Source organism: Ancylobacter sp. Lp-2 (assembly GCF_020523795.1).
In the GTDB taxonomy this organism is placed as follows: Bacteria; Pseudomonadota; Alphaproteobacteria; order Rhizobiales; family Xanthobacteraceae; genus Ancylobacter.
The window spans coordinates 14,959-38,636 of the sequence record NZ_JAJALI010000002.1 but is presented as its reverse complement, the minus strand read 5'-3'; the positions used below and the strand labels follow the sequence as shown (position 1 = coordinate 38,636).

Genomic DNA, 23,678 nt, shown 5'->3' with positions numbered 1-23,678 from the left:
CCTCCCTCAACCGCGATTGGTCATGCGCTCGGCGGCGAGCTTCACGCCGGCCAGCACTCGCGGATAGGTTCCGCAGCGACAGATGTTGGTGATCTCGGCACGGATGTCGTCGTCGCTGGGATTGGGGTTCTGCGCCAGCAGCGAGGAGGCGGCCATGATCATGCCAACCTGGCAGTAGCCGCATTGGGCGACGTCGAGCTCGGCCCAGGCCTGCTGCACCGGGTGCGGCGTCTCGGCCCCGAGCCCCTCGATGGTGACGATCCTGTTCTCCTCGGTCACCGCACTGACCGGCAGCGCGCAGGAGCGCGTCGCCACCCCGTCGAGATGCACAGTGCAGGCGCCGCACTGGGCGACGCCGCAGCCGTATTTGGTGCCGGTCAGGCCGACATGCTCGCGTATGACCCAAAGAAGAGGCGTGTCGTCCTCGACATCGACCTCGACCACTTTCCCGTTGACGTTGAGTTTCGTCATCTCGCGCTCCCGGCTTGAGGATGAAGGTTCGGTCAGTTCGCGGCCGCCAGTCCCGCGAGATAGGCGGTGATGTTCGCCCGGTCGGCGGCATTGGCGACCGACACCGTCATCGTGGTGCCCGGCACCATGGCGCGCGGATTGGCGATGAAGCTGTCGATCCGCGCCGCGTCCCAGGTGACGTCGAGTTCACGCATCTTGGGCGAATAGCGGGCGCCCTCGACGCTGCCCGCCTTGCGGCCGACAAGGCCGGACAAGGTCGGGCCGATGCGGTTCTGCCCCGGCTGGACGGTATGGCAGGAGGCGCAGCGCTGGCGGAACAGGCGCTCGCCGGCGGCGGCGTCCTGGGCGAAAGCCGGGCCCGGCATCAGCGCGGCGGTCAGGATAAAAGCAGGAGAGAGGGCAATGAATCTCGAAATCATTCCGTTTCCGTCAGTCGTTGCAATAGGTGCGCTGCAAAGGCTGCTGTTTGCTGGGGACGGCATCAGGCTCCCATCGCATGGCGAGCCCGCGCGACACGCCTCTGACCTTTCCTCCGTCGCGCATGACCACCGCTAACCTAACGTGAGCGGGCGGCCTCGATTAGATCGGCGGCGTCGCATAAGCCTATGTTGTGAATTCATGAGTGGCGTCCGGGAGTGTCCACCGGGGGCTCTGCCCCAGTCCGTGCCAGCTGCCGCCACCCGCCCCGGATTCGAGAGCACCCCCGAGCCGCCCACCCTGAGCTATCGACCACGGAGAGCGCCAGATCGGCCGACCGCAACCTCGCCTGGATTCCGGGCAGCGGGTTACAGGGCGTCTCCCGTGCGCCGTCGCCGAGAACACCTCGCGCGGTCGGATACCAACGATCGGTTTCAGCGGCTGGAAACGGGGCGAAACGCGCAGAACCTCAAGGGCCGGGATCCCCGGCGAGGGGGCCCTCCGGCATGGTGTCGGTCAGCGGAGAGCACAGAATATTTTGCCGCAGCCCCTTCTGACCGAGCACTCTTCCCGGCCGACCTGCTAATCGAGGCATCAAAAGCGGAGGTGGGTATGGATAGAATCGACAGTGTTCTCGGCGATCTGCCGGCGGATCTCTACATCACCGATCCGGACGTGGTTTCTAGATACCTCACGGATTTCCGCCGCTTCCGAACGGGCCGCTCGCGCGCCGTCCTGCGGCCGCGCACCACGGCGGAGGTGCAGCGCATCGTTGCCAGCTGCGCGGCGCATGGCGTGCCGCTGGTACCGCAGGGCGGCAACACCTCCTATTGCGCCGCCGCCACCCCCTCCACGCAGGGCGACGAGCTGGTGCTGAGCCTCGAACGCCTGAACGCCGTGCGCGGCATCGACGCGGCCAACCTCTCGCTGACCGCGGAGGCAGGCTGCGTGCTGAGCGTCCTGCAGGAAGCCGCGAACGATGCCGGCCTGATGCTGCCGCTGGACCTCGGCTCGCGTCAGTCCTGCCAGATCGGCGGCAACCTCTCCACCAATGCGGGCGGCATCTCCGTCCTGAAGCACGGCATGGCCCGCGACCTGGTGCTGGGCCTCGAGGCCGTGCTGCCGGACGGGCAGCTGCTCGACGTCCTGCAGCCGCTGCGCAAGAACAATACCGGCTATGACGTGAAGCAGATCCTGCTGGGCGCCGAGGGCACGCTCGGCGTCATCACCGCCGTGTCGCTGAAGCTGGCGCGGAAAGCCGCGCAGACGGTCACCGCCTTCCTCGCCATCGAGGACATCGACGCGCTCACCACCATCCTCGCGCGAGCCCAGCAGTTCACCGGTGAGAACATCACCTCGTTCGAATACATCTCCCATCACTCGCTCGCGCTGCTGCTCGCCGCACAGGACAGCCTGCGCCATCCCCTGTCGGCACCCTCTGCCCATTACGTGCTGCTGGAAGCGCAAACCTGTTCGCCGGTGTTCGCCATGGAGGAAGCCGTCGCGCAGCTGCTGGAAGAACTGATGGGCGAGGGCCTGGTTACCGACGGCACGCTTGCCGCCGGCGAGCAGCAGCGCGACCGGCTGTGGTATCTGCGCGAACATATTCCCGAGGCCGAGGTGGCGAATGGTGGCTCGGTGAAGCACGACGTCTCCGTGCCGACCTCCGTTCTGCCCGCCTTCATCACCGAGGCCTCCGCCATCGTGGCGACCCACGGCGCGGGCGGACGCCTGTCGATCTACGGCCATGTCGGCGACGGCAACGTCCATTTCAACGTGGTTGCGCCGGTCGAAGCGGAGCCGGGCAGCTACAAGTCCTGGCTCGAGCGCGAGGTCTCTCCGCGCGTCTACGATCTGGCCGTGGCGATGGGGGGCTCCTTCGGTGCGGAATACGGCATCGGCGTCGTGAAGCTCGACCTGCTGGACCGCTACGGCGATCCGGCGAAGCTCCACATGATGCGTGCCATCAAGGCCGCGCTCGATCCAGCGGGCATCATGAACCCGGGCAAGGTGGTGCGGACGTAGCTGCAACGTTCGAGGCCCGCGGGCCACGCGCCTTCCATCCGGCGGGACTAAACGCGTAGCCGGATCCCTTGTCCCGGACAGCGAGCGCCGAGGCTCATGCCCCGGCCGTCGCGCCCTGGCGCGGCGGACAATACGCGGCGGCCTCTTCGGCTCAGCCGCGACCATATCGCCATTTGTCCCGAAGCCGGCTCGCGATATCCTCTCGCCATGGATCCGATCCGCATCCTCCTGGTCGACGATCATCCCATCGTGCGCGAAGGCTACCGCCGGCTGCTGGGACGCCAGCCCGGTTTTTCGGTCGTGGCCGAAGCCGGCGATGGCGATGCGGCGCTGACGGCCTTCACCGAGCACAGACCCGACATCGTGCTGATGGACCTTTCCATGCCGGGAGGCGGCGGTTTCGCGGCGGTCGAGGCGATCCTCCAGCACGACCCGCAAGCCCACATCATCATCGTCTCCATGCACCAGGGGGCCATCTTCGCGCAGAAGGCCATGGCCGCCGGAGCGCGGGGCTTCGTTTCCAAGAGCAGTCCGCCGGACGAACTCGTCCGGGCCATCACCACGGTGATATCGGGGCGGCGCGTGCTCTCGGCCGATATGGCCCAGGAGTTCGCACGCACCTCCATCGAAAACGACGATTTCGCCGGGCTGACGCCGCGCGAGCGCGACATCCTTCTTCTCCTGGTGCGCGGCATGAACGGACGGACCATCGCCCATAGCCTCGGCCTCTCGTCCAAGACGGTGCAGAACAACCTGTCACAGATCCGCGCCAAACTCGGCGCTTCCGGCGATGCCGAGCTCATGCTGAAGGCCCAGCGCGCCGGCCTCGTCCCGGCGATATGATGCGCGGACTGCTGCCCCAGCTGGTGTTGCGGGTATTGGCGGCAGGGCTGCTGACCGTGCTGACTGCCGCCGGCTGGGTGCTCTGGGATACGGCAAACGCCGCCCGACGGGATACACAGACCACCGCCACGCTGGTTTCCGATGCCATCGCCGCCCGGCCGAGCTTCGAGGGCCTCGCCTTCGGTGGCGTGGCACCGATGCCGGTGTTTCGCGATTGGCAGCAATTTCCAGCCTGGAGCCTGATCGCGCCGGGAATATGCGTCGAGCTCGGCCCCCGGGATCAACCGGTACAACGGCGCTGCGGTCCCTATCTGGCGGCCGCCGTGCCTCCGGAATGGTTCGTGTGGCTGGCACGGCACGTCGGCCTGGTACCCGAGCCGATCGCCGTGCCCGTCCGGACACGGTACGTCTCCGACGCCTATGTGACCGCCATCGCCGATCCGGGCGTCATCATCACGCGGGCCTGGGCCCGCACGGGCGATCTGATGCGCGTCGCGGTGGGCATGGCGATCGGCGGCGCCGTCCTGACCGGGCTTCTCGTGGTCCGCCTGCTGGCACCGTTCCGCACCATATTGCGCGGGATCGAGCGATTGCGGCGCGGCGACTTCGCCACCCGCCTGCCCCATCTGCACGTCGCGGAATTCGACCAGCTGAGTTCCGCGTTGAATGACACCGCCGCGACGCTGCAGGACGCGCAGGCGCAACGAACCGATCTCACCCGACGGCTGTTCACCGTGCAGGAAAGCGAAAGGCGGGCGCTGGCGCGCGAACTTCACGACGAGTTCGGCCAGTGCCTGACGGCCACCCGGGCTTTGGCCGCGGCGATCACCCAATCCGGAGAATCCACGGCCGAAGACGGCGCGCGCATCGCCGAAATAACCGGCCAGATGATGGACAGCCTGCGGGCGGAACTCTCCCGGCTGCGACCGCCGGACCTCGACGATCTGGGGTTGCGCCCGGCTCTGGAGCGGCTGGTGGCGGACTGGCGCAGCCGCGTACCGGCCGTGCGCTTCGGGCTTGAGCTTACCGGCGACATCGACGCCGTGCCGGACGAACTGGCGCTCAGCCTCTACCGCATCGCCCAGGAATGCGTGACCAACGCCATACGTCATGGCGCGCCGAAGATGGTCTCGCTTCGGATCGAGGTCGCCGCCGACATCGTCCTTACCGCCACGGATGACGGCTCGCCCCGCCATGACGGCTCGATTGGGGATGGCTATGGCCTGCTCGGCATCCGGGAGCGGGTCGACGCCCTGGGGGGCAGTTTCTCTCTGGCCCCGGTCGAGGGCGGCATGCGCGCGCTGGCCCGACTGCCGCGCTGACCCGGGCGATCTTCCCGGGTCGGTCGGGAAAGCCTCTCTGGCGGCCGTGGGTGCCCGCGCGCATCCTCCGCGGACACAGGGAGGCTTCCTGCATGAACGACATGAGCCATCCGATCACCCGCCTCGGTGCCGAAGTGGCCGTAGGCCTGATCGGACATGAGGAAATGGTCGAGCGGCTGCTGATCGCGCTGCTCGCCGGCGGGCATGTGCTGATCGAGGGGCCGCCGGGCATCGCCAAGACCCGCGCCGTCAAGCGCCTCGCCGCCCATCTCCCCGGCAGCCACGCGCGCATCCAGTGCACGCCGGACCTGCTGCCGTCGGACCTCACCGGCACGCAGGTTTTCCGCCCGGAAACCGGCGGCTTCGATTTCATGCCCGGTCCGCTCTTCCACGCGCTGGTGCTGGTGGACGAGATCAACCGGGCCCCGCCGAAGGTCCAGTCGGCGCTGCTGGAGGCCATGGCGGAAGGTCAGGTCACCACCTCGGGCGTGACCCGCCCCCTGCCCGATCCCTTCATGGTCGTCGCCACCCAGAACCCGATCGAACACGAGGGCACGTTTCCATTGCCGGAGGCGCAGATGGACCGCTTCCTGCTGCATCTCTCCCTCAGCCTGCCTCTGGCCGAGCAGGAACGGGCGATCCTCGATCTGGTGACGGCCGAGCGGATCGCGCCGCCGTCCCTGGCCTCGATTCCGCTTTCGGTCGAAAAGCTGCATGAGGCGAAGGCAGAGGTCGCGAGGGTGCATCTCGCTCCCGCGCTCAAGGACTTCATCGTCCGGCTGGTCATGGCCTCGCGCGCCGGCGGCGCCGTCGCCGAATGGGTCGAGCATCCCATTTCCCCGCGCGGCACCCTGGCACTTGCCGTGGCCGCGCAGGCGCGCGCCTGGCTGAGAGGGCGCGACTACGTCCTGCCCGAGGATGTCACCGCGCTTGCGGCCGATGCACTCGCTCACCGGCTGATCCCCAGTTGGACCGCCCTCGGCGAGGGGCGCACCGGGCGCAGCCTCGTCGCGGATATCTTGCGCAAGGTCGAGCCATGGTGAGCGCCGCATTCGACTCGCCAGGCATCCGGCTTCATGCCGCAGAGCTGCTGTCGCTAAGAGAAGGCCACCTCAGGACCGGTCGCCACCGCCCCGCCTCACGTCGGCCTGGCGCGCTTCCCGCCCCGCCAACCGGCGCAGGCATGGATCTACGGGAGATCCGTGCCTTCACGGAGGGCGACGATATCCGGCGGATCGACCACGCCGCCACCGCTCGCACCGGCACCCCGCATATCCGCAGCTTCCACGAGGATCGCGACGACACGGTGCTGCTGATCGCCGATTTCCGTCCGCCCATGCTCTGGGGCACCGGGACGTCGCTGCGTTCCGTCCGTGCGGCGCGAATACTCGCCCGGCGGGGCTGGCAGGCGATCGCGCGAGGCGCATCGCTGGCGGCCATCGGAGTCGATGCCGCCGGTGCGGCCATTGTTCCGCTCGGCGGCGGCGTGCCGCAGATGAGCCGGATCAGCCATATGCTGGCCGATCGACACCGGCACGCCCTGGAGGCGGGAAGTGGAGACCGCTCCCTCGCCGATGTGCTCGCCCGCGCCGGACGGTTGGCCCCTCCGGGCGCCGAGATACTCATCGCGACCGATGCGGAAGGCATCGGCCCCTCGGACGAACTGTCCCTCGCCCGGCTCGCACGCCGGCGACGGGTGCGCCTGGTCCTGCCGCTCGACCCGCTCGACACCGGTCCGCCGCCGCAGACCCTCCCCATTCACGCCGGTACGCTGAGCCGATCCGCGCGGCTGCGCCCCTTCGATCCCGCCTCGCTGTCCCAGCGCCTGCGCGCGCTGAATGTGAACCTCGAGATCATCGCCGATGACGCAGGCTGAGCTGATCGCCGTGCTGCCGGAAGGGCGGTTGCCGCCTGCCCTCATGCAGCTTCACGCCATGGATTACGTGTTGCTCTTCGGCGCCGGATTGCTGCTGGCCGCCCTGCTGTACGGGTGTGCGGCCCCTTTCGTCGAGCGCCGGCCCTCGCGACGTGCGCTGATCCGCGCCACACGCGGAATGACGCCGGAAGAGCGGTCCCTCGCCATCGCGCGCGTTCTTGGATACCTGCCGCATGAGCTGCGCGACATGACCTATGGGGCCGCGCCGCCACTTGGCGACGCCGCGATCGAGCGCATTGCGCTGAAGGCGAGGCGCGCCTCCCGATGAATTTCGCCTTTCCCCTTGCGCTCCTGTTGCTGCCGCTGCCCCTGCTGATCCGGCTTCTTCCGGCCGCCGGCGCTCCGGCGAACGCCTCGCTGCGCGTCGCGCCCGGCGCCTTTGCCGCCGCCGTTCCTGGCCGAGGTCGGGGCGATCGTCTGGGCAGCGCGCTGATCATCGCCGCCTGGGCGGCGCTGGTGCTGGCGCTCGCCGGCCCGCAAATCCCCGCCGCGAAGGACGTCGTGACCGCCTCCGGACGCGAGATCGTGCTGGCGCTGGACCTGTCCGGCAGCATGCTCAAGGAGGATTTCGTGCTGGACGGCAAGCCGCTATCGCGGCTCGATGCCGTCAAGCGCGTCGCCGCCCGCTTCGTTGCCGCTCGCCGGGGGGATCGGATCGGCCTGGTGATCTTCGGCGATCGAGCCTATGTCGCGCAGCCGCCCACCTTCGACGTGGCCTCGGTGGCCCACGCTATCGATATCGCCCAGATCGGCATCTCCGGCCGCTCCACGGCGATTTCCGACGGGCTGGGCCTGGCCACGCGACGACTCCTGCAAAGCGACGCCCGAAGCAAGGTCATCGTGCTGCTGTCGGATGGCGTCGATACATCCGGCAAGGTGCCGGCAAGCGACGCGGCCCGGCTCGCCGCCAGCCATGGGATGCGTGTCCACACGATCGCGCTCGGACCGGAGGATATGGAGAGCGAGCCGGAGTCGCGCGACGCCGTCGATGCCGCCGCGCTGCGCGCCATGGCCGACGCCGGTGGCGGCGTCAGCTTCCGGGTCCGGAGCATGGACGATCTCGTGGCCATGGCCGCGACCCTGGACCAGCTCGAGCCCAATCCGATGAAGCGCCCGCCGCTGCACTACTGGCGTCCTTTGTGGGTGTGGCCGGCCGGCGCGGCCATGGTGCTGGCCGTGCTCCTCGCCGTTCGGAGGCGGACATGAGCACCCTCGTCCTGTTGCGCCCCTGGTGGCTCGCCATCCTGCCGCTCCTCGCCGCCGTCGCATTGTGGCAATGGTGGCGGGGCCCCGCCGCCGGCGGCTGGGAACGCGTGATGCCCCCCGCCATGCTCGCCGCCATGCGGGCGCTGGGCCATCTGAACGGCATGGCCCGCCGGCCCGGCCTCGCCGCGCTGGCGGCGGCCGGACTGATCGGCCTCGGTCTCTGCGGCCCGGCCGTGCCCCGCGCGGATGCCCCCCTGCTCGCGGGAAAAGGCGCGATCCTGATCGCCATCGACATGTCGCCTTCGGTTGCCGAAAGCCCGGCCCTCGCCGACGCGCAGGCCGCGGCGGCCGCCATCCTGGCGGCTGCCGACGGGCGCCCCGTGGGCCTCCTGCTCTATTCGGGCGAGGCCTATGATGTGGCCGCGCCCAGCGCCGACCCCGCCACGCTGGAGAGCCAGATAGCGGTCCTCCGCGCCGATACCATGCCGGGCGCGGGCAGCCGCCCTGCCGCGGCGCTGGCCTTGGCGCGGCAGATGCTCCAGGGCGCCGAAGACGCCGATCTCGTGCTGATCTCCGATGGCGGCGGCGTCGACGATACGACGCGTGCGGAAGCCCAGCGCCTCGATGGCGACGGCATCCGCCTGTCCATCCTGGCCCTGACGGGTACGGCAGGTGGAAAACCTCCCGAGGCCGTCCTCGACACGCTCGGTGCGCCCTCCGCCCCTGCCCGCTCGCCCGACGCCGTGCTTCGCCGCCTGTCGAGGTGGAGCGACGCCTGGCAGACGGATCCGGCCCTCGCCGCGCTGGAATTTTACGACCTCGGGCCCCTCCTCGTCGCACTGGCGGGCATTCCCGTGCTCGGCCTGTTCCGGAGGCGCGCATGATTCGCACCGCGCTCACGGCGACGATAGGCCTGGCCTGCATGCTCCTCGCCGGTCCCGCCGCATGGGGGCGTCTGGCGCTTTGGACCGGCCTGCCCGGAGCGGCCATGCTTCTCGACGACGACGCGGCGCGGGGCCTCGCCCTCTACCGCGATCGGGCCTACGACGCCGCCGATGCAGCCCTTGCCGACGCCGGCCGGAGCCAGACCTTCAACCGGGCACTGACGCTGGCGGCAACCGGGCGGCACGCGCTATCGGTCGCCTATCTCGACGCCGTGCTGTTCGCCAATCCGGGGGATGCCGAGGCCCGGCAGTTGCGCGATCTCATTGACACGATGGTTCCGAAGACGCGCGGCGACGGCGTCGCACCGGGACGGCTGCCCGGTCATGGCGGCCTTGCACCATCGGGCGAGTCGAGTGGCCAGACGATGGACAGCACGCCGGATCCAGCCTGGAAAAAGCCGATCGAGGCGCGCGGGTTCACGGCCTCGGATGCTTGGCTGGATACGCTTTCCGACGATCCCGGCGAGTTTCTGCGCCTGCGGCTCCACAAGGAATATGAACGCCGAGCCGGTCTCGGCACCATCAGACCGGACGAGGGCGACAGATGGTGATCCGGCTTGCCATTCTTCTCATCCTGCTGGCCGGCAGTGCCCGTGCCGACAGCCTGCGTCTCGTCGTACCCGAGATGCAGCCGGTCGTCGGCGAGATGATCCCGGTGACCCTCAGGGGCGAATACACGCGTCAGATCACGTTGGAGACGCTGACCTTTCCCGGCTCGGACACCTATGACTGGGTACAGCTTGCGCGAGACCAGTGGCGAGACGAACAGATCGGCGGCCGGACCGTTCGTGTGTTCGAGCGCCGCCTTGCCGTCTTCCCCCGGCACTCCGGCCCCCTCGCCATCGGACCTGTCACCCATCATCTGACCGTGGTCGGCGCGAACAATCTGCGCGAGCCGCTGGACGTGACGGCTCCGCCGATCTCGCTGCCGGTAGCGCCCTTCCCGGGCCCGGCTACGCCGCTCTCCGCCCGCCACCTTGCCGTCGAGGATACGCTGTCGACCGCACCCGGCGCACTGCGCGATGGCGAAACCCTGGTCCGACGGGTCACGGTGACGGCAGATGGAACACTTCCGCATTTGCTGCCGCCTCGCCCGGCCATGCGTGAACCGTGGCTGATCAGTTTTGCGGCGCCGGAACAGCGCGAGTTGCGGCTGACACCCGAGGGGCCGGTGACGACCGTCACCTGGGATTGGCATCTTCGTCCCAAGACCGGAGAACCCGGCGTGCTCCCGGCCGTCGCCCTCCCCTGGTTCGATACCGTCACTCGACAGATGCGTGTCGCCGAGATCCCCGCCATTCCGTTCGGCTATGCGAGCTTCGGCGACAACCGCAGCGGCACCGAACACCTGACCGCCGGGCAGGCAGGCGCCGCGTTCTTCACCTTCGCAGCCGGCACGCTGGCTGGCCTCGGCGCGGCCTTCGCCGGGATGTCTCGGCGTCGGAAAGCGGACATGCTGCGAAATCTGCGACAGCTATCCCCCTTCGATCCGTCGCGCCGCGCCCTGAAGCGAGCCGTCCGGACCGAGGATCCGCTCGCGCTCCGCCGCGCGGCCGAACCCTATCTGCGTCGTCGGCGCGAGCTGGGCCTGCCGTTGAGCGGACGGGAAACCGCCGACCTCGATGAGTTTCTGTATGGACGAGCCGGCCACGGGTCGGCGTTTGATGCGGAAACCCAGCTAAGGCAAATCTTGGGACGCCAGGATCGGGCTCGGGACGTTCGATGACCCGTCACACGCCCTTTGCTCCGCCGCCGTCTGTCATGTGAGCGGGTCGACCGCCCTACCGCTTGGACTGCCGCGAACCACCTCGACCTCCTCCGAGCGCCGTCACGAGGGCGCTTCTTCAGTCCGCCGTGCGGACGATGACGCGGATCGGCGTCGGGTTGTAGGCGTTGCAGGGATTGTGCATTTGCGGGCAGTTCGAGATCACCGCGAGCACGTCGGTCTCCGCCCGCAGATCGACGAAGCCGCCCGGCGGGGACACGTCGGCCGCGACGCCGGCGCTGCCGTCGTCGAGGATCGGCACCTGCATGAAGAAATTGACGTTGGAGACGATGGCGCTGCGGTCCATGCCGTGCGTCGCCAGCTCGCTCAGGAAGTTCGAGTAGCAGCTCTCGGTCGTCTTCACCCCGTAGCGCAGAAAGTTGTTGGGGATGCTGCAACAGCCATAGACGGTGTCGTGCCGCCCGAGCGTGTCCTCGGTCACGGTGAACAGCGGCACGCCGGCGTCGCTGTAGAGCACCGTTCCCTTGCCGATATAGGAGTTGCCCTGCACCTTGATGGTGTTCATCGAGCTGTAGCGGTCGCCCGGATCGGCGGCGTTGTAGCAGAGGAAGTCCACCGCCTGCTGGCCTTCGAGGTCGATGATGCGCAGGATCTCGCCGGCCTTGATCACACGGCTCCATGGCTGGCGCGCCGGCACCACGAAGTCATAGACCACGCCGTCGAGCCCGGCCGCAGCGGCTGTCGTAGTCTCGTTCATTCGATCCTCCTGAAGCCGTCAGGCGCTCACATAGCGTTGCAGGAACTGGCGGGCGCGCTCGGTGCGCGGATTGCCGAAGAACTCCTCCGGCCCACCTTCCTCGACGACGCGGCCGCCATCCATCAGCACCACCTTGTCGGCGGTCTCGCGGGCGAAGCCCATCTCATGGGTGACGACGAGCATGGTGCTGCCGGCCTGCGACAGGCTCTTCATCACCGCCACCACCTCGCCCACCAGCTCGGGGTCGAGCGCCGAGGTCGGCTCGTCGAACAAGAGCAGCTCGGGCTTCATCGCCAGCGCGCGGGCGATGCCGACGCGCTGCTTCTGCCCGCCCGACAGCCGGCTGGGAAAGGCGTCGCGCTTGTCGGCGAGGCCGACATTCTCCAACAGCGCCTCCGCCTCGGCGATCACCTCGTCGCGCCGCCGCTTCTGCACATAAACCGGCGCCTCGATGATGTTCTGCAACACCGTCAGGTGGGGCCAGAGATTGAAATGCTGGAACACCGTGCCCATGCGCATGCGCAGTTTGGCGAGCTCGGCATTGCCCATCGGCACCACGCCGCCCGGACGCATGCCGATGCGCTCGCCGCAGAGCAGCACGGTGCCCTGGTCGGGCTTCTCCAGCCAGTTCACGCAGCGCAGCAGCGTCGACTTGCCCGAGCCGCTCGGCCCGAGCAGGCAGACGGTCTGCCCGCGCGCGACGGTCAGCGAGACGCCGTCGAGCACGACCTTGTCGTCGAAGGTCTTGGTGAGCCCGCCGATCTCCAGCACCGGAGCGAGCACCGGGGCGTCGCGGGTTTCGGAAGCAGTGTCAGTCATCAGCGTCGCTTCTCCGCGATACGTTCGACGGCATAGACCCCGACCTCCACCAGCATGCACAGCGCCCAGTACAGCAGCACCGCGGTGATGAAGGTCGCGAAGGGGATGAAATACTGCGCCTGGATGCTGTTGGCGGCGTGGGTCAGTTCGGGCACCGCGATGATCGTCAGGAACGCCGTATCCTTGATGATCTGGATCAGCTGATTGCCGATCATCGGCCCGGCGGCGAGCACGATCTGCGGCAGGATGATGCGCGAGACCAGTCGCCAGCCATGGAAGCCGAAGGCGACCGCCGCCTCGATGGTCTCGCGCTCCAGCCGGCTCCAGATGCCGCGAATGATCTCGGCCATGTAGGCGGTGTTGTAGACGACGATGGCGACGAGGCCGGCCGTCCAGTTGTCGAAGCGCAGCCCCAGCCGCGGCAGGCCGTAATAGACGAGATAGGTCAGCATGAGGAACGGCACGCAGCGCATCAGGTCGACGAAGCCGCGGCTGACCAGCCGCAGCACCGGGTTCGACGCCATCAGCGGGATCGCCAGCAGCGCCCCGAGCGCCAGCGCCAGCACGGCGCCGACGAGGCTGAGCAGGACGGTGTTGATCAATCCGTCGAGCAGGCGGTCGGCGCTCTGCCAGATCAGGGAGAAGTCGCGGATCATGCCGCACCTCCCGCGTGCCCGTAGACGCGCTCGGTGAAGCGCTGGAGCCCGACGAACACCAGCACCAGCACGATGTAGATGCCGGTCGCCACCAGCATGGGCGGCAGCGGATCATAGGTCTGCGCGCCGATGCGGATGGCGGCGCGGGTGATCTCGGCCACGCCGATCACCGCGATGGCGGTGCTCGACTTGATGAGCAGCGTCATCTCGTTGACGAGGCTCGGCAGGCAGGTTCGCCAGAGCTGGGGGAAGATGATGCGCCGGAAGGTGAGCGGCCCGCTCATGCCGAAGGTGCGCGCCGCCTCGATCTGGTCACGCGAGAAATTCATCAGCCCGGAGCGCCAGATCTCGCAATTGAACGCCGCCGTGTTGAGGGCGAGCGTCGCCACCGCCGCGCTCAGCGCGTCGATCTCGATGCCGATCACCGGCAGCGCGAAGAAGATCAGCAGGCACAGCGTCACCGCCGGCGTCGAGCGCAGCAGGCTGACATAGACGGTGGCGAGCGGCGCCAGCAGCGGCACGCGCTGCCAGCGCAGCAGCGCCAGCGCCAGGCCGAACGGGACGCCCAGCGCGATCCCGGCCATGGAGACCGAGATCGTCACGCCGGCGCCGTGCAGCAGCGAGAGAAAGGCGTTTAATGTCATGAGCGGCCATCCGCCGGCCGTTTGAGGCAGCCGGCACCGGAAACATCAGGCCGCCGGCCACCCAAGGCGGCCGGCAAGAGGAACACCAGGCCGCCGGCCGCGCGAGGCGACCGGCGGGGAACGTCAGGGCTCGAAGTGAACCGGCAGGTCCGGGAAGGACTGGCCGAACCATTTCTCCTGCAGCTTGGCGAGGTTGCCGTTCTTCTTCTGCTCGGCGAGGAAGGCGTTGATCAGCTCGACGAGCTCGGTGTTGCCCTTCTTGATCGCCCAGGCCGGAACGGTGCGGCCAGAGACCGCCTGACCGAGCTCGAACACCTCCGGCTTGTCCTTCACCAGCGAGCGCAGGTTGATGATGGTGTTCACCACATAGTCGAGACGCCCGAGGGCGAGATCCTGATAGGCCTCGGGATAGGAGCCGTACTGGACCACTTCGCCGAGCTTGCCGCCGGTCTTGTCGAGCATGACCTGAAGCTCGGGCAGCTTGTCGAGCTGGGCGCTGCCGGTCTGCACGCCGACCTTCTTGCCGGCAAGGTCCTTGATCTCCTTGATCGAGGCGTCGTCCTTGCGCTTGACGTAGAAATGCGTCGCGTCGGCGATCGGCGTGGTGAAGGCCAGCGTTTCCATGCGCGGCTTGGTGATGATCACCGCGGTCAGCGCCATGTCGTACTTGCCGCTGGCGACGCCGGCGAGGATGCCCGACCACGGAATGATCTCCTGGCGGATCTCGAAGGGAACGAACTTGCGCAGCTCGACCAGCAGCTCGTTGTCGAAGCCGGTCGGCTTGCCGTCCTCGAGGAATTCGAACGGCTTGTAGTCGTCCTCGGTGGCCACGACCATGTAGCCCCGGGCCTTGATCTCCTCCAGCGTGGCGGCACGGGCGGGCGTGCCGACCACCGTTCCGGCGGCCGTCAGCGCCAGCGCTGCGAGCACCCACCGACGAGCCAGAAGCTTGAAACCTGTCATCCGTATATCCTCCAGCGGGCGGGGTTGGACGGGGCCGCCTGCGTCAGCCAGAAATGAATGCAAGAGGTGTGCCTTGTCCCCAAACGGAAGGCGCTGAATTAAATTTCAACGCCTCCCCCAGAGCGGTCCGTCAATACTGGCGGGCGGGATTGACCTTGTTCAGCAACGGCTTGCCGGCGATGAAGCGCTCGACGTTGCGCAGCACGAGATCGAGCGTCTTCGGCGTGTAGAGCTCGGTATCGTCGGACGAGCAATGCGGCGTCATGATCAGGTTGGGCGTCTGCCAGAGCGGCGAGGAGGCCGGCAGCGGCTCGGGATCGAAGACGTCGAGCACGGCGCTCAGCCGTCCCGCCTCCAGCTCGGCGCGCAGCGCGTCATAGTCGACGAGATTGGCGCGGCTATAGTTCACCAGCCCCGCGCCGTCCTTCATCAGCGCGAGCTCGGCAGCGCCGATCAGGTGGGTGGTCTCGTCGGTGTGCGGCGCGGTCACCAGCACGAAATCCGCCCGCGGCAGCAGGGCGTGCAGCGCGTCGGGCGTGTGCATTTCGTGGACGTGCGGATGGCGCCGGCCGCTGCGGCGGATACCCACCACATGCAGGCCGAAGCGCTTGGCCCAGCGCGCCGCGCCGGCACCGATATGGCCGACACCGATGATCAACACGGTCTTGCCGACGATGGAGGAGGAGAACACCTGCTCCCAGTGCGCGGCGCGCTGGTGGGTGGCGCTTTCCGGCAGGCGGTTGTTGAGCATCAGCAGCGCCATGACCGTGTATTCGTCGGCCTTTTCGGCGTGGATGCCGCGGCTGTTGGTCAGCACGGCACGCTTGGGCAGCCAATCGAGCGGCAGCAAATGGTTGATGCCGGCGCCATGGGCGTGGACCCAGCGCAGCCGGGGCGCCTCGCCGCGCGCGATCAGCTCGCGGTCGAACTGCCAGCCGAACAGGATGTCGGCGGTCTGCATGGCGCGCTTGAACTCCGCCCCGTCCGTCCCGATGGTGATGTTCAGCTGCGCCCGCAGGTCCGGGCGCTTGGCCAGCGCCGCCTCGACGCGCTCGGGCGTCGCCTGGAAGACAGGGCCGAGCGCGGATCGGTTATCAATATGAAGATGCAAGGGCTTAGGCGTCGGCTGAGACATAGGCTGAGACATGGATCGTCCTTCGCGCGGGCAACGGGGCGCTCGCGTCACCGAATGCGGGGGCATGCCCCGAGAGGCAGGGCGATGCAGGCGGGGAGCCATGGACGGACGCGACCGGCGCGCCGCCTCTGGGCCCTGCCCTTCTCAGCAAGGAGGATGCCAGCGCCGCCCGATCCGGCGCGGCGGGTCAGCCGCGCAGCTTGTCGAGCACGGCCTGCGCGGTGCGGGAATTGTGCTCCCTCAACCGCTTGGAGAGTTCGGCGCCGTCGCGCTGGCGCAGCGCTTCCATGATCCAGGAGTGCTCGCGCGCGGACTCGCTCCAGCGGTTCTGGTCGTCATTCACCAGATAGCGGGCGCGCTGAAGCTTGCCGAACAGCTGGTTATAGGTGGCGGACAGCACCGCATTGCCGCTGAGCGCGATCATCGACTGATGGAAGGCGACGTTGAGCTCGAAATAGCTGTTGCGATCGGTCGCGTCGCGCTTGCTGCTCATCTCGTCCTTGATGCGCTCGAGCCTTGCAATATCGACATTCGAGACCCGATCGCAGACCAGCGGGCCGGCCATTTCCTCCAGCGTCCCGAGCACGGCGAAAGTCTCCGATATCTCCTCGATGGAAATGGGAGACACCGAGCTGCCCCGATGCGGGCGCATCTCCACCAGCCCTTCGGATGCCAGGATCTTCAAGGCTTCGCGCAGCGGCGTGCGCGAGACGCCGAACTTCTCGACCAGTTTCTGCTCGGTAAACCTCTCGCCCGGCACGAGTTCGCAACGGATGATCATCTGCCGCAGCTGATCAACGACATCATCATGGAGCGGAGAGCGCTCGGAAGCGCTGCCCTGTCCCGGATCCCGGCGATTCAGAAGCGTGGCCATCGGCGAAGTTACCTCTGAAGGGGAAGGGCTGCTCGAATCTCTGGCAGGAAAATACATGCTACCATTGTTTCGTCTACCACTCCCGCCACTTGCCTCCATCTCATTGATTTTGCGTGCATGATTTTTGAACAAAATTCGATATCATGCATATGAATTCAACACACATAGATTGCATTCAATATTGACAGTTGCGACGCCTCGGGACTAAGCCTCTTGGGGACAGCAGGTGGCCACGATTGAACCCGTTTCTCATCCAGAACTGCCGGATTCTCGGGGACAGCAGCGTCAGTGAGCCTGCCGACCTCGCCGTGGCAGCCGGGCGCATCGCCGCCATCGGCCCGGCCGGCAGCCTGGATCCTGGCCACTATGGCGGCAATCTCGTGGACGGCGCTGGCGGGCTGCTCGCGCCCGGCATGATCAACGGCCACGTCCATTCGCACGAGCATTTCCAGAAGGGGCGCTTCCGCAACCTGCCGCTGGAACTGTGGATGAATTTCGTGCGACCGCCGCAGCCCGTCCCGCTCACCGCGCGGCAGGTCTATCTGCGCACGCTGATCGGCGCCATCGAGACGTTGCGGTCGGGCGCCACCACCCTCGTCGACGATCTCAATCTCGGGGCGGCATTGAACCGCGAGCATCTGGCGGCGGTTCACCAGGCTTACGAGGATATCGGCATCCGCGCCCTCGTCGGGCTGAGCATGATGGACAAGCCCTTCTTCGAGGCGCTGCCCTTCGTGCAGGAGGAATTCGAGCTCGCCCTCCTCGACGAGCTGCGCGCCGCGCCCCGCGCTTCGGGCGAGGACCTGCTCGCGCTGGCCGAGCAACTGGCGGCCGAGCGGCACCCGGCGCGTTCCCGCGTCGGCTTCGTCGTCGCGCCGTCGGCGCCGCAGCGCTGCTCGGAAGCGTTCCTGCGGCGCTGCCGCGAGCTCGCCAACCGCCACGACCTGCCGCTGATCATCCACGTGCAGGAGACCCGGTTGCAGGTGGTCACCGCGCAGTTGGAGCACGGCTGCACCTATGTCGAGTATCTCGACCGCCTCGGCCTGCTGCGGCCGAAGACGACGCTGATCCACTGCGTGTGGCTGATGCCGCGCGATATCGAGCTGATCGCGCGCAGCGGCGCCACCGTGCAGCACAATCCGTGGAGCAATCTGCGCCTCGGCTCCGGCATCGCCCCCCTGCGTGCCCTCCTCGATGCCGGCGTCAATGTCAGCCTCGCCACCGACGGCTGCGCCTCCACCGATACCGCCAACATGCTCAATTCGGTCGGACTGGCCACCGCACTGCACACCCTGCGCGGCGAGGAACCCGAAGACTGGGTCGGTGCCGAGGAGGCCTGGCGGGCGGCGACACGCGGCGGGGCCATCGCGCTCGGCCGCGGCGAGGATCTCGGGACAGTCGAGGTCGGTGCCACGGCCGACCTCGTCCTGTACCGTCTCGACGGCGTCGGCTTCACACCAGCCAACAACCTGCTCCAGCAACTGGTTCACGCCGAGCGCGGCCAATCCATCGACACGGTCGTGGTCGACGGCGCGATCGTCATGCGCGGGGGAAGGCTGACCCGCCTCGACGAGCCCGCCCTGCTCGCCGAGGCGCGCGAGGAATTCCGTTCGCTCGCGCCGTTCTACGACCGTGCCGAGGCCGAAGTGGCCCGCATGGAGCCCGCCCTCCGGCGCATCCGGGCGCGCTGCGCCTGCCATCCGATCGATGCTTCGACCTTCCCAGCGAGACTGTCGTGACAACACCTTCTCCCCTGAGCCCCGTCGCACGGCTCGGCATGCTGACACCATCGTCCAACACGGTGCTGGAGCCGCTGACCTCGGCCATGCTCGCCGACCTCGACAATGCGAGCGCGCATTTCTCACGCTTTCGCGTCACCGAGATCGGCCTGTCCCCGGCCGCCCTCGGCCAGTTCGCCCCCGAGGGCATTCTCGCCGCCGCCGACCTGCTGGCCGACGCCAAGGTCGACGTCATCGGTTGGAACGGCACCTCCGCCGCCTGGCTCGGTTTCGAGCGCGACGAGGCGCTGTGCGCGGCGATCCGGGAGCGCACCGGCATCGAGGCTTGCACGGCGGTGCTCGCCTTCCGCGACCTGTTCCGCCTCGGCGGCTTCCGCCGCATCGGGCTGGTCACGCCCTACACCGCCGATGTGCAGGCGCGGATCCAGGCGAACTGGGGAGCAGCCGGCTTTGCCGTCACGGCGGAGCGCCACCTCGACCTCAGCGACAATTTTGCCTTCGGCGAGGTCGACGAGGACGAGATCGCCCGCATGGCGCGCGAGGTGGCGCGGGAAGGCTGCGACGTCGTCGCCATCGTCTGTACCAATCTCAAGGGCTCGGCGATCGCGCCGACGCTCGAGCGCGAGCTCCGCATCGCCGTGCTGGACTCCATTTCGGTCACTTTGTGGAAATGCCTCGTGCTGGCAGGACAGGATCCGGCCGGGCTGACCCGCTGGGGCGGACCTTTCGCCCTGAAGCCGGCGGCGATTGGCGGCACTGCGTCGTAACGCAGCTTGGAGGATGATCGATGGGACGGCTTGAGGGAAAGCTCGCGCTGGTGACCGGCGCCGGACGCCGCGAAAGCATCGGCCGGGCGATCGCCATCTGCCTCGCGGAGGAAGGTGCCGATGTCGCCGTCGCCGACTTCAACCGGCCGGAGGAAAGTCTCGAGGTCGTCGGTGAGATCGAGCGGCTGGGCCGGCGCGCCTTTCCGGTGGCGGGGGATGTTTCGGTGGTCGCCGACTGCCGGCGCCTCATGGAAGAGGCCGTGCGGGCGCTGGGGGGTCTCGACCTCCTGGTAAACAATGCCGGCTATTCGCGCCACAAGCCGCTGCTCGACATCACCGAGGCGGATTACGACGAGATGCTGGACTTGAACCTGCGCGGTCCGTTCTTCCTCGCGCAGGCGGCGATCCCGCATCTGCGGGCGCGCGGCGGCGGGCGCATCGTCAACATCGCCTCCGAGCAGGCCTATATCGGCGACCCGCATCTGCCGCACTACGCGGCGGCCAAGGCGGGGGTGATCGCAATGTCGAAGTCGCTCGCCCTCGCGCTGGCCCCCGAGATCACCGTCAACTGCGTGGCGCCGGGGCCGACGGCTACCGGCCGCTTCCGCGCCGGGCCGGAATACACGGACGCGGTACGCGAGAAGATCCCGCTCAAGCGCTGGGGGCATCCGCGCGATGTCGGCCGCTCGGTGGTGTTTCTCGCTTCCGCCGATGGAGATGCCTTCACGGGCCAGACCCTCGACCCGAACTGCGGCACCGTAATGCCCTGAACGAGTTGGCGGTCGAGCTCCGTCAGCACGCCGAAGGTTCGCGATGCGGCGGCGTATTCGCCGCTATTCGCAGACTGCCACTAAGAGAGGTCCCATCGCTCCGTTATCCTCATCAGCCGGCATCGACGGCGATTCGGCGTGGCAACAGCACGAGCACCACGCCGGAGAGGATGAGTAACGTACCGACCAGCTTCAACGCCGGCACGGTCTCGCCGAAGACGAGGGCGCCGAGGCCGATGGCGAATACCGGATTCAGCATGGAATAGGGCACGACGGCATTCACAGCGTTGCGCGCCAGGAGCCGGTACCAGATGCCATAGGCCAGCACCGAGGAGATCAGCGCGCTGTAGACAACAGCGATCCAGCCGTGCCAGCCGGCGCCAGAAAGACTGGCCCAGGCGTGATCCTCGAACAGCGCGGTGGCGAGCGCCATTTGCGGAATGGCGAACAGCGCCGACCAGCCCGTCAGCGCCATCGCGTCGATGGGCGGCATCAGCTTCACCACCAGATTGGTGATCGCCCAGCCGATGGCACTGGCGACCAGCAGGCCGAGCACCAGCGGACCAGGAAAGGTGGGACCGAGCGCCAGCACCACCACGCCGACGACCGTCATGAAGAGCCCCGCCGCGCGCACGACGCCAAGCGGCTCGCGAAAGACCAGGCAGGCGAGCAGGCTGGCGATCGGCGCGCCGAGTTGCACCAGCACCGCGCTGGTGCCGGCCTCCGTGAGGCCGAGGGCTATGAAGAGAAAGCCGAAATGCATGGCGCCGAAGGTGATGGACACCAGCAGGATCCATGGCAGCTGCTGGCGCGAGATGGGCCGGAACGGTACCAGCAGCGCCGCCACGAGCATGAAGCGAAGCAGGCTCATCAGGAGCGGCGGAATTTCCGCCACCCCGAGCTTCACCAGCACGAGATTGGCGGACCAGCAGGCGACCACCGCCGCGGCCAGAAGCTTGTCGGTCAGGGACATGTCGGAACTCGGACCCGGGGGCGACCATCGCCGCCCCCTTGGCAGGCGCGGATGACGGCGGTTCAGCGCGGCAGCGCGGCGAGCGTCGCGTCGAGGGCAAGGCGCAGGCGGCGGGCCAGCTCGCCGATCTCCGCTTCGGTGATGATCAGCGGCGGCGACAGCACCACGCAGCCCTGCAGCGGACGCACCACCACGCCGGCCGCCAGACCGGCCATATAGAGTTGCTGGCTGAGCCCGCCCGGCGCCAGCGAGGGCGAGGCGGCGGCCGGGCCGCCCTCGCCCGGTAGTGCGATCTGCACGGCGCCGGCCATGCCGAAGCAGCGGGTGGCGGTGACCAGCGGGTGGTCCTCAAGGCTCGCCAGCGCCTTCTGCCAGGCCGGCATCACCGACTGCACATGGCCGAGAATGTTGCGCCGCTCATAGATGTCGAGCACCTTGAGGGCCACGGCGGCGGACACCGGATGGCCGCCATAGGTGCCGCCATGGTTGAAGATGCCGGCCGCGTTGGCGCCCTCCTCGAGATGACGATAGAAATCGTCCGACATCACCACCGCCGAGATCGGCTGATAGGCGCCGGACAGTCCCTTGGCGCAGCTGATGCAATCGGGCTCGATGCCGAGCGTCTCACTGCCCCACATCTTGCCGGTGCGACCGAAGCCGGTCACCACCTCGTCGGCATAGAGGCGGATGCCGTAGCCATCCAGCAGCGCCTTGATCTTGGCGAAGTAACCGACCGGCGGCGGGAACATGCCCGACGACACCGAAACCGGCTCGGCGATGAAGGCAGCGACGGTCTCCGGCCCGGCGTCCTCGATGGTCTGCCGCAGCTCCTCGACCAGGCGATCGGCGTAGGCGACCTCGGTCTCGCCCGGCAGCGCGCCGATCGGCCAGGTCGGATGCGAGACGAACAGGCTGTCGCCGGTCGGGATGCCGAACGCCTCCTGCAGCCCGGCGCTGCCGCCCAGCGCCGTGGTGGCGATGGTGCCGCCGTGATAGCTGGCGCGGCGCGAGATGATCTTGCGGCGCTTCGGTTCGCCGGCGACGCGGTTGGCGTACCAGGTGAACTTGACCAGCTGGTCGTTCGCTTCCGAGCCGGTGGTGGCGAACATCACATGGCCGCCGCGCACCGGGGCGACCGCTGCCAGCCGCTCGGCCAGCTCCAGCACCACCGGCACCGTCCGGTGAATGCCCGACGGATACATCGGCAGGGCGCGCAGCTGCTCGACCGCCGCCTCGATCAGCTCCTCGTCGCTGAAGCCGAGATTGACGCAATAGAAGGTCGAGACCGCCTCGATGTAGTCCTTGCCCTGCTCGTCGAAGGTGTAGATGCCCTGACCCCGCACGAACATCAGCGGGCGCTCCTCCCGCAGCTTCTGCAGGTTGGAGAACGGCAGCAGAGCCGAATTGCCGGGGAGATTGGTGCCCCGCGCCAGGACGTTCATCGTCGCGCCTCTCGCTTTGTGTGATCACAGATGGCGCAAGGCTAAGGGCGCAGCGCGACGGTGGTCAAGCGGGAATGTCGTCGCGAGTATTCGAAAGAATAGAAACGCACCGAGACGCCACTCGCGCGCCACACCATAGCGCCCGGCGCGCGCCTGTGATCACGAATGACCCCGACTAGAGCGACGCACCTTCAAGCGACCAGCCGAGGCGCCGGTAGAGATAGCGCTGGTAGGTGAGGATGTCGGACCGGCGCAGGTCGCGCATCCGCTCGCCATCACGCGAGCGCGCCGCCCAGGCCATTTCCATCATGATGTGGGTGGAGAATTCGAGGAAGGAGTAGTCCTCATCGGCATCGCGGCACAGCGCGAGCGCCACCGCCGGCGCCATTCGTACCCGCAGACGATGGATCAGCGTCATCATCAACGGCGAGCCACAACGGTCGCCAACGAAGAACGACCAGTCGTTGAAGCCCCTTATGTGCGCCCGCATGTGGTCGGTGAAGGCCATGCCGAGTTGCGCCGGCCGCACGGCCTCCGACAGCGCCTGCAAATCGGCGAACTCCTGTTCGCTCGCGCGCCGCACGAACAGCGCCGCAGCGTCGCCCTCGATGAGCGCACGCATGCGGAAGATGTCATCGCAGTTCTGACGGCTGAGTTCGGGAACCTGGATCACCCGCGTCGGCGTGATCTCCAGCGCATCCTCGGCAACGAGAGACGAGAACGCATCGCGCACCGGCTGCATGCTGGTGCCGTAGCTGGCCGCCAGCGAACGCAGCGACAGCTTCGCACCCGGCAGAAACTCGCCCATCAGCAACCGGTGACGCAGAGCGTCGGCGATCTGCCCGGAGAGAGTGTGCCCCGCCCTGCTCGCCTCCAGATCCACCATTGCCCACTCCCCGACCATCTCGGCAGCCGCATCATCGGCCATTGCCGCTATATCACGGATTTTGCTGCCGGAATGGCCGGCCCGATGTCGCGGGCCGAATGTGATCACACAAGACGCCTCACCGCCCTACTCCGCACACAACCAGAGAGATGCATGCTCAGCTTTGCATCCTTAATCGCATATTTTATGGTCATACGCAGTAATTGACACCGTTTTGAGCAGCCCTATAGTTTCCCTCGCTGCCCCTGTGATCACATAGGGATTGCGCCAAAGCTCCCGCATTTTCCGCTGCTGCCGCCGGGCAACGGCGCCCGCGATGTCGCGTGGCGTCCGGGCCGGCGACGTCAACCCTCGTGCGAAACG

25 protein-coding genes are annotated in these 23,678 nt (G+C 67.8%); 13 read left to right on the top strand and 12 right to left on the bottom strand.

What is annotated here, in order from left to right:
• Nucleotides 1-6: 6 nt before the first annotated feature.
• The gene (locus LGR54_RS04825) at nucleotides 7-471 is read right to left on the bottom strand and encodes a (2Fe-2S)-binding protein (protein ID WP_230360847.1); all 465 of its coding nucleotides are present in this window, start codon (nucleotides 469-471) and stop codon (nucleotides 7-9) included.
• A 32-nt stretch (nucleotides 472-503) separates the two neighbouring features.
• Nucleotides 504-890: a cytochrome c family protein gene (locus tag LGR54_RS04820; RefSeq protein WP_230360846.1), complete on the bottom strand. Its 387-nt coding sequence runs from the start codon at nucleotides 888-890 to the stop codon at nucleotides 504-506.
• A gap of 610 nt (nucleotides 891-1,500) precedes the next feature.
• On the opposite strand from LGR54_RS04820, the gene LGR54_RS04815 reads away from it, so the two are divergent.
• The 10 genes from LGR54_RS04815 to LGR54_RS04770 all read left to right on the top strand — a co-directional run bounded on the left by LGR54_RS04815 (nucleotide 1,501) and on the right by LGR54_RS04770 (nucleotide 10,890).
• The gene (locus LGR54_RS04815) at nucleotides 1,501-2,913 is read left to right on the top strand and encodes an FAD-binding oxidoreductase (RefSeq protein WP_230360845.1); all 1,413 of its coding nucleotides are present in this window, start codon (nucleotides 1,501-1,503) and stop codon (nucleotides 2,911-2,913) included.
• Between the two features lie 207 nt (nucleotides 2,914-3,120).
• On the top strand, nucleotides 3,121-3,756 hold the full coding sequence (locus tag LGR54_RS04810) for a response regulator transcription factor (protein ID WP_230360844.1): 636 nt from the start codon (nucleotides 3,121-3,123) through the stop codon (nucleotides 3,754-3,756).
• Complete coding sequence (locus tag LGR54_RS04805) at nucleotides 3,756-5,078, top strand: histidine kinase (protein WP_230360843.1); 1,323 nt, start codon at nucleotides 3,756-3,758, stop codon at nucleotides 5,076-5,078. Before LGR54_RS04810 ends, LGR54_RS04805 begins: the two co-directional genes overlap by 1 nt.
• Before the next feature lie 92 nt (nucleotides 5,079-5,170).
• A complete protein-coding gene (locus LGR54_RS04800) occupies nucleotides 5,171-6,121 on the top strand; it encodes a MoxR family ATPase (RefSeq protein WP_230360842.1) in 951 nt (316 codons plus the stop codon).
• Nucleotides 6,115-6,954, top strand: a complete 840-nt coding sequence (locus LGR54_RS04795; protein ID WP_230360841.1) for a DUF58 domain-containing protein — start codon at nucleotides 6,115-6,117, stop codon at nucleotides 6,952-6,954. The genes LGR54_RS04800 and LGR54_RS04795 overlap by 7 nt, the downstream gene beginning before the upstream one ends.
• Nucleotides 6,941-7,282 (top strand): hypothetical protein, encoded by a 342-nt coding sequence (locus LGR54_RS04790; RefSeq protein WP_230360840.1) that lies wholly within the window; start codon nucleotides 6,941-6,943, stop codon nucleotides 7,280-7,282. The genes LGR54_RS04795 and LGR54_RS04790 overlap by 14 nt, the downstream gene beginning before the upstream one ends.
• The gene (locus tag LGR54_RS04785) at nucleotides 7,279-8,220 is read left to right on the top strand and encodes a VWA domain-containing protein (protein WP_230360839.1); all 942 of its coding nucleotides are present in this window, start codon (nucleotides 7,279-7,281) and stop codon (nucleotides 8,218-8,220) included. The genes LGR54_RS04790 and LGR54_RS04785 overlap by 4 nt, the downstream gene beginning before the upstream one ends.
• A complete protein-coding gene (locus tag LGR54_RS04780) occupies nucleotides 8,217-9,104 on the top strand; it encodes a VWA domain-containing protein (protein WP_230360838.1) in 888 nt (295 codons plus the stop codon). Before LGR54_RS04785 ends, LGR54_RS04780 begins: the two co-directional genes overlap by 4 nt.
• Nucleotides 9,101-9,715 carry a hypothetical protein gene (locus tag LGR54_RS04775; RefSeq protein WP_230360837.1) on the top strand — a complete coding sequence of 205 codons (615 nt, stop codon included), beginning with the start codon at nucleotides 9,101-9,103 and terminating at the stop codon, nucleotides 9,713-9,715. Before LGR54_RS04780 ends, LGR54_RS04775 begins: the two co-directional genes overlap by 4 nt.
• Complete coding sequence (locus LGR54_RS04770) at nucleotides 9,709-10,890, top strand: hypothetical protein (protein WP_230360836.1); 1,182 nt, start codon at nucleotides 9,709-9,711, stop codon at nucleotides 10,888-10,890. Before LGR54_RS04775 ends, LGR54_RS04770 begins: the two co-directional genes overlap by 7 nt.
• A gap of 118 nt (nucleotides 10,891-11,008) precedes the next feature.
• Here the strand turns inward: LGR54_RS04770 and LGR54_RS04765 are convergent, their stop codons facing one another.
• The 7 genes from LGR54_RS04765 to LGR54_RS04735 all read right to left on the bottom strand — a co-directional run bounded on the left by LGR54_RS04765 (nucleotide 11,009) and on the right by LGR54_RS04735 (nucleotide 16,795).
• Nucleotides 11,009-11,647, bottom strand: a complete 639-nt coding sequence (locus LGR54_RS04765; RefSeq protein ID WP_230360835.1) for a DUF1989 domain-containing protein — start codon at nucleotides 11,645-11,647, stop codon at nucleotides 11,009-11,011.
• A gap of 18 nt (nucleotides 11,648-11,665) precedes the next feature.
• The gene (locus tag LGR54_RS04760; RefSeq protein WP_255607270.1) at nucleotides 11,666-12,466 is read right to left on the bottom strand and encodes an amino acid ABC transporter ATP-binding protein; all 801 of its coding nucleotides are present in this window, start codon (nucleotides 12,464-12,466) and stop codon (nucleotides 11,666-11,668) included.
• The gene (locus tag LGR54_RS04755; RefSeq protein ID WP_214008881.1) at nucleotides 12,466-13,122 is read right to left on the bottom strand and encodes an amino acid ABC transporter permease; all 657 of its coding nucleotides are present in this window, start codon (nucleotides 13,120-13,122) and stop codon (nucleotides 12,466-12,468) included. The genes LGR54_RS04760 and LGR54_RS04755 overlap by 1 nt, the downstream gene beginning before the upstream one ends.
• Nucleotides 13,119-13,766, bottom strand: a complete 648-nt coding sequence (locus LGR54_RS04750; RefSeq protein WP_230360834.1) for an amino acid ABC transporter permease — start codon at nucleotides 13,764-13,766, stop codon at nucleotides 13,119-13,121. Before LGR54_RS04750 ends, LGR54_RS04755 begins: the two co-directional genes overlap by 4 nt.
• Nucleotides 13,767-13,889: 123 nt before the next feature.
• The gene (locus tag LGR54_RS04745) at nucleotides 13,890-14,729 is read right to left on the bottom strand and encodes a transporter substrate-binding domain-containing protein (protein ID WP_230360833.1); all 840 of its coding nucleotides are present in this window, start codon (nucleotides 14,727-14,729) and stop codon (nucleotides 13,890-13,892) included.
• 130 nt (nucleotides 14,730-14,859) lie between these two features.
• Complete coding sequence (locus LGR54_RS04740) at nucleotides 14,860-15,840, bottom strand: D-2-hydroxyacid dehydrogenase (RefSeq protein WP_230360832.1); 981 nt, start codon at nucleotides 15,838-15,840, stop codon at nucleotides 14,860-14,862.
• Nucleotides 15,841-16,051: 211 nt separating this feature from the next.
• Entirely contained in the window at nucleotides 16,052-16,795 is a 744-nt protein-coding gene (locus tag LGR54_RS04735) for a GntR family transcriptional regulator (RefSeq protein ID WP_230360831.1), read from the bottom strand.
• A 179-nt stretch (nucleotides 16,796-16,974) separates the two neighbouring features.
• On the opposite strand from LGR54_RS04735, the gene LGR54_RS04730 reads away from it, so the two are divergent.
• Genes LGR54_RS04730 through LGR54_RS04720 form a run of 3 tightly spaced genes read left to right on the top strand, consistent with a single transcriptional unit; the run spans nucleotide 16,975 to nucleotide 20,014 of the window.
• Nucleotides 16,975-18,477, top strand: a complete 1,503-nt coding sequence (locus LGR54_RS04730; protein ID WP_230360830.1) for an amidohydrolase family protein — start codon at nucleotides 16,975-16,977, stop codon at nucleotides 18,475-18,477.
• 38 nt (nucleotides 18,478-18,515) lie between these two features.
• Nucleotides 18,516-19,244 (top strand): aspartate/glutamate racemase family protein, encoded by a 729-nt coding sequence (locus LGR54_RS04725; protein ID WP_230360829.1) that lies wholly within the window; start codon nucleotides 18,516-18,518, stop codon nucleotides 19,242-19,244.
• 20 nt (nucleotides 19,245-19,264) lie between these two features.
• Entirely contained in the window at nucleotides 19,265-20,014 is a 750-nt protein-coding gene (locus LGR54_RS04720) for an SDR family NAD(P)-dependent oxidoreductase (RefSeq protein ID WP_230360828.1), read from the top strand.
• 112 nt (nucleotides 20,015-20,126) lie between these two features.
• Here the strand turns inward: LGR54_RS04720 and LGR54_RS04715 are convergent, their stop codons facing one another.
• The 3 genes from LGR54_RS04715 to LGR54_RS04705 all read right to left on the bottom strand — a co-directional run bounded on the left by LGR54_RS04715 (nucleotide 20,127) and on the right by LGR54_RS04705 (nucleotide 23,357).
• Nucleotides 20,127-20,987 (bottom strand): DMT family transporter, encoded by an 861-nt coding sequence (locus LGR54_RS04715; protein ID WP_230360827.1) that lies wholly within the window; start codon nucleotides 20,985-20,987, stop codon nucleotides 20,127-20,129.
• Nucleotides 20,988-21,049: 62 nt separating this feature from the next.
• Nucleotides 21,050-22,429, bottom strand: a complete 1,380-nt coding sequence (locus tag LGR54_RS04710) for an aminotransferase class III-fold pyridoxal phosphate-dependent enzyme (RefSeq protein ID WP_230360826.1) — start codon at nucleotides 22,427-22,429, stop codon at nucleotides 21,050-21,052.
• A 175-nt stretch (nucleotides 22,430-22,604) separates the two neighbouring features.
• Complete coding sequence (locus tag LGR54_RS04705) at nucleotides 22,605-23,357, bottom strand: GntR family transcriptional regulator (protein ID WP_230360825.1); 753 nt, start codon at nucleotides 23,355-23,357, stop codon at nucleotides 22,605-22,607.
• Nucleotides 23,358-23,678: the final 321 nt, after the last annotated feature.

What these genes read in the sequence shown, in the direction of transcription:
- LGR54_RS04785 (WP_230360839.1), top strand. Translation starts at nt 7,279, where the DNA reads ATGAATTTCGCCTTTCCCCTTGCGCTCCTGTTGCTGCCGCTGCCCCTG.
- LGR54_RS04815 (WP_230360845.1), top strand. Translation starts at nt 1,501, where the DNA reads ATGGATAGAATCGACAGTGTTCTCGGCGATCTGCCGGCGGATCTCTAC.
- LGR54_RS04775 (WP_230360837.1), top strand. Translation starts at nt 9,101, where the DNA reads ATGATTCGCACCGCGCTCACGGCGACGATAGGCCTGGCCTGCATGCTC.
- LGR54_RS04720 (WP_230360828.1), top strand. Translation starts at nt 19,265, where the DNA reads ATGGGACGGCTTGAGGGAAAGCTCGCGCTGGTGACCGGCGCCGGACGC.
- LGR54_RS04735 (WP_230360831.1), bottom strand. Translation starts at nt 16,795, where the DNA reads ATGTATTTTCCTGCCAGAGATTCGAGCAGCCCTTCCCCTTCAGAGGTA.
- LGR54_RS04825 (WP_230360847.1), bottom strand. Translation starts at nt 471, where the DNA reads ATGACGAAACTCAACGTCAACGGGAAAGTGGTCGAGGTCGATGTCGAG.
- LGR54_RS04760 (WP_255607270.1), bottom strand. Translation starts at nt 12,466, where the DNA reads ATGACTGACACTGCTTCCGAAACCCGCGACGCCCCGGTGCTCGCTCCG.
- LGR54_RS04810 (WP_230360844.1), top strand. Translation starts at nt 3,121, where the DNA reads ATGGATCCGATCCGCATCCTCCTGGTCGACGATCATCCCATCGTGCGC.
- LGR54_RS04790 (WP_230360840.1), top strand. Translation starts at nt 6,941, where the DNA reads ATGACGCAGGCTGAGCTGATCGCCGTGCTGCCGGAAGGGCGGTTGCCG.
- LGR54_RS04705 (WP_230360825.1), bottom strand. Translation starts at nt 23,357, where the DNA reads ATGGCCGATGATGCGGCTGCCGAGATGGTCGGGGAGTGGGCAATGGTG.
- LGR54_RS04795 (WP_230360841.1), top strand. Translation starts at nt 6,115, where the DNA reads ATGGTGAGCGCCGCATTCGACTCGCCAGGCATCCGGCTTCATGCCGCA.
- LGR54_RS04765 (WP_230360835.1), bottom strand. Translation starts at nt 11,647, where the DNA reads ATGAACGAGACTACGACAGCCGCTGCGGCCGGGCTCGACGGCGTGGTC.
- LGR54_RS04745 (WP_230360833.1), bottom strand. Translation starts at nt 14,729, where the DNA reads ATGACAGGTTTCAAGCTTCTGGCTCGTCGGTGGGTGCTCGCAGCGCTG.
- LGR54_RS04750 (WP_230360834.1), bottom strand. Translation starts at nt 13,766, where the DNA reads ATGACATTAAACGCCTTTCTCTCGCTGCTGCACGGCGCCGGCGTGACG.
- LGR54_RS04805 (WP_230360843.1), top strand. Translation starts at nt 3,756, where the DNA reads ATGCGCGGACTGCTGCCCCAGCTGGTGTTGCGGGTATTGGCGGCAGGG.
- LGR54_RS04725 (WP_230360829.1), top strand. Translation starts at nt 18,516, where the DNA reads ATGCTGACACCATCGTCCAACACGGTGCTGGAGCCGCTGACCTCGGCC.
- LGR54_RS04770 (WP_230360836.1), top strand. Translation starts at nt 9,709, where the DNA reads ATGGTGATCCGGCTTGCCATTCTTCTCATCCTGCTGGCCGGCAGTGCC.
- LGR54_RS04710 (WP_230360826.1), bottom strand. Translation starts at nt 22,429, where the DNA reads ATGAACGTCCTGGCGCGGGGCACCAATCTCCCCGGCAATTCGGCTCTG.
- LGR54_RS04715 (WP_230360827.1), bottom strand. Translation starts at nt 20,987, where the DNA reads ATGTCCCTGACCGACAAGCTTCTGGCCGCGGCGGTGGTCGCCTGCTGG.
- LGR54_RS04800 (WP_230360842.1), top strand. Translation starts at nt 5,171, where the DNA reads ATGAACGACATGAGCCATCCGATCACCCGCCTCGGTGCCGAAGTGGCC.
- LGR54_RS04780 (WP_230360838.1), top strand. Translation starts at nt 8,217, where the DNA reads ATGAGCACCCTCGTCCTGTTGCGCCCCTGGTGGCTCGCCATCCTGCCG.
- LGR54_RS04755 (WP_214008881.1), bottom strand. Translation starts at nt 13,122, where the DNA reads ATGATCCGCGACTTCTCCCTGATCTGGCAGAGCGCCGACCGCCTGCTC.
- LGR54_RS04820 (WP_230360846.1), bottom strand. Translation starts at nt 890, where the DNA reads ATGATTTCGAGATTCATTGCCCTCTCTCCTGCTTTTATCCTGACCGCC.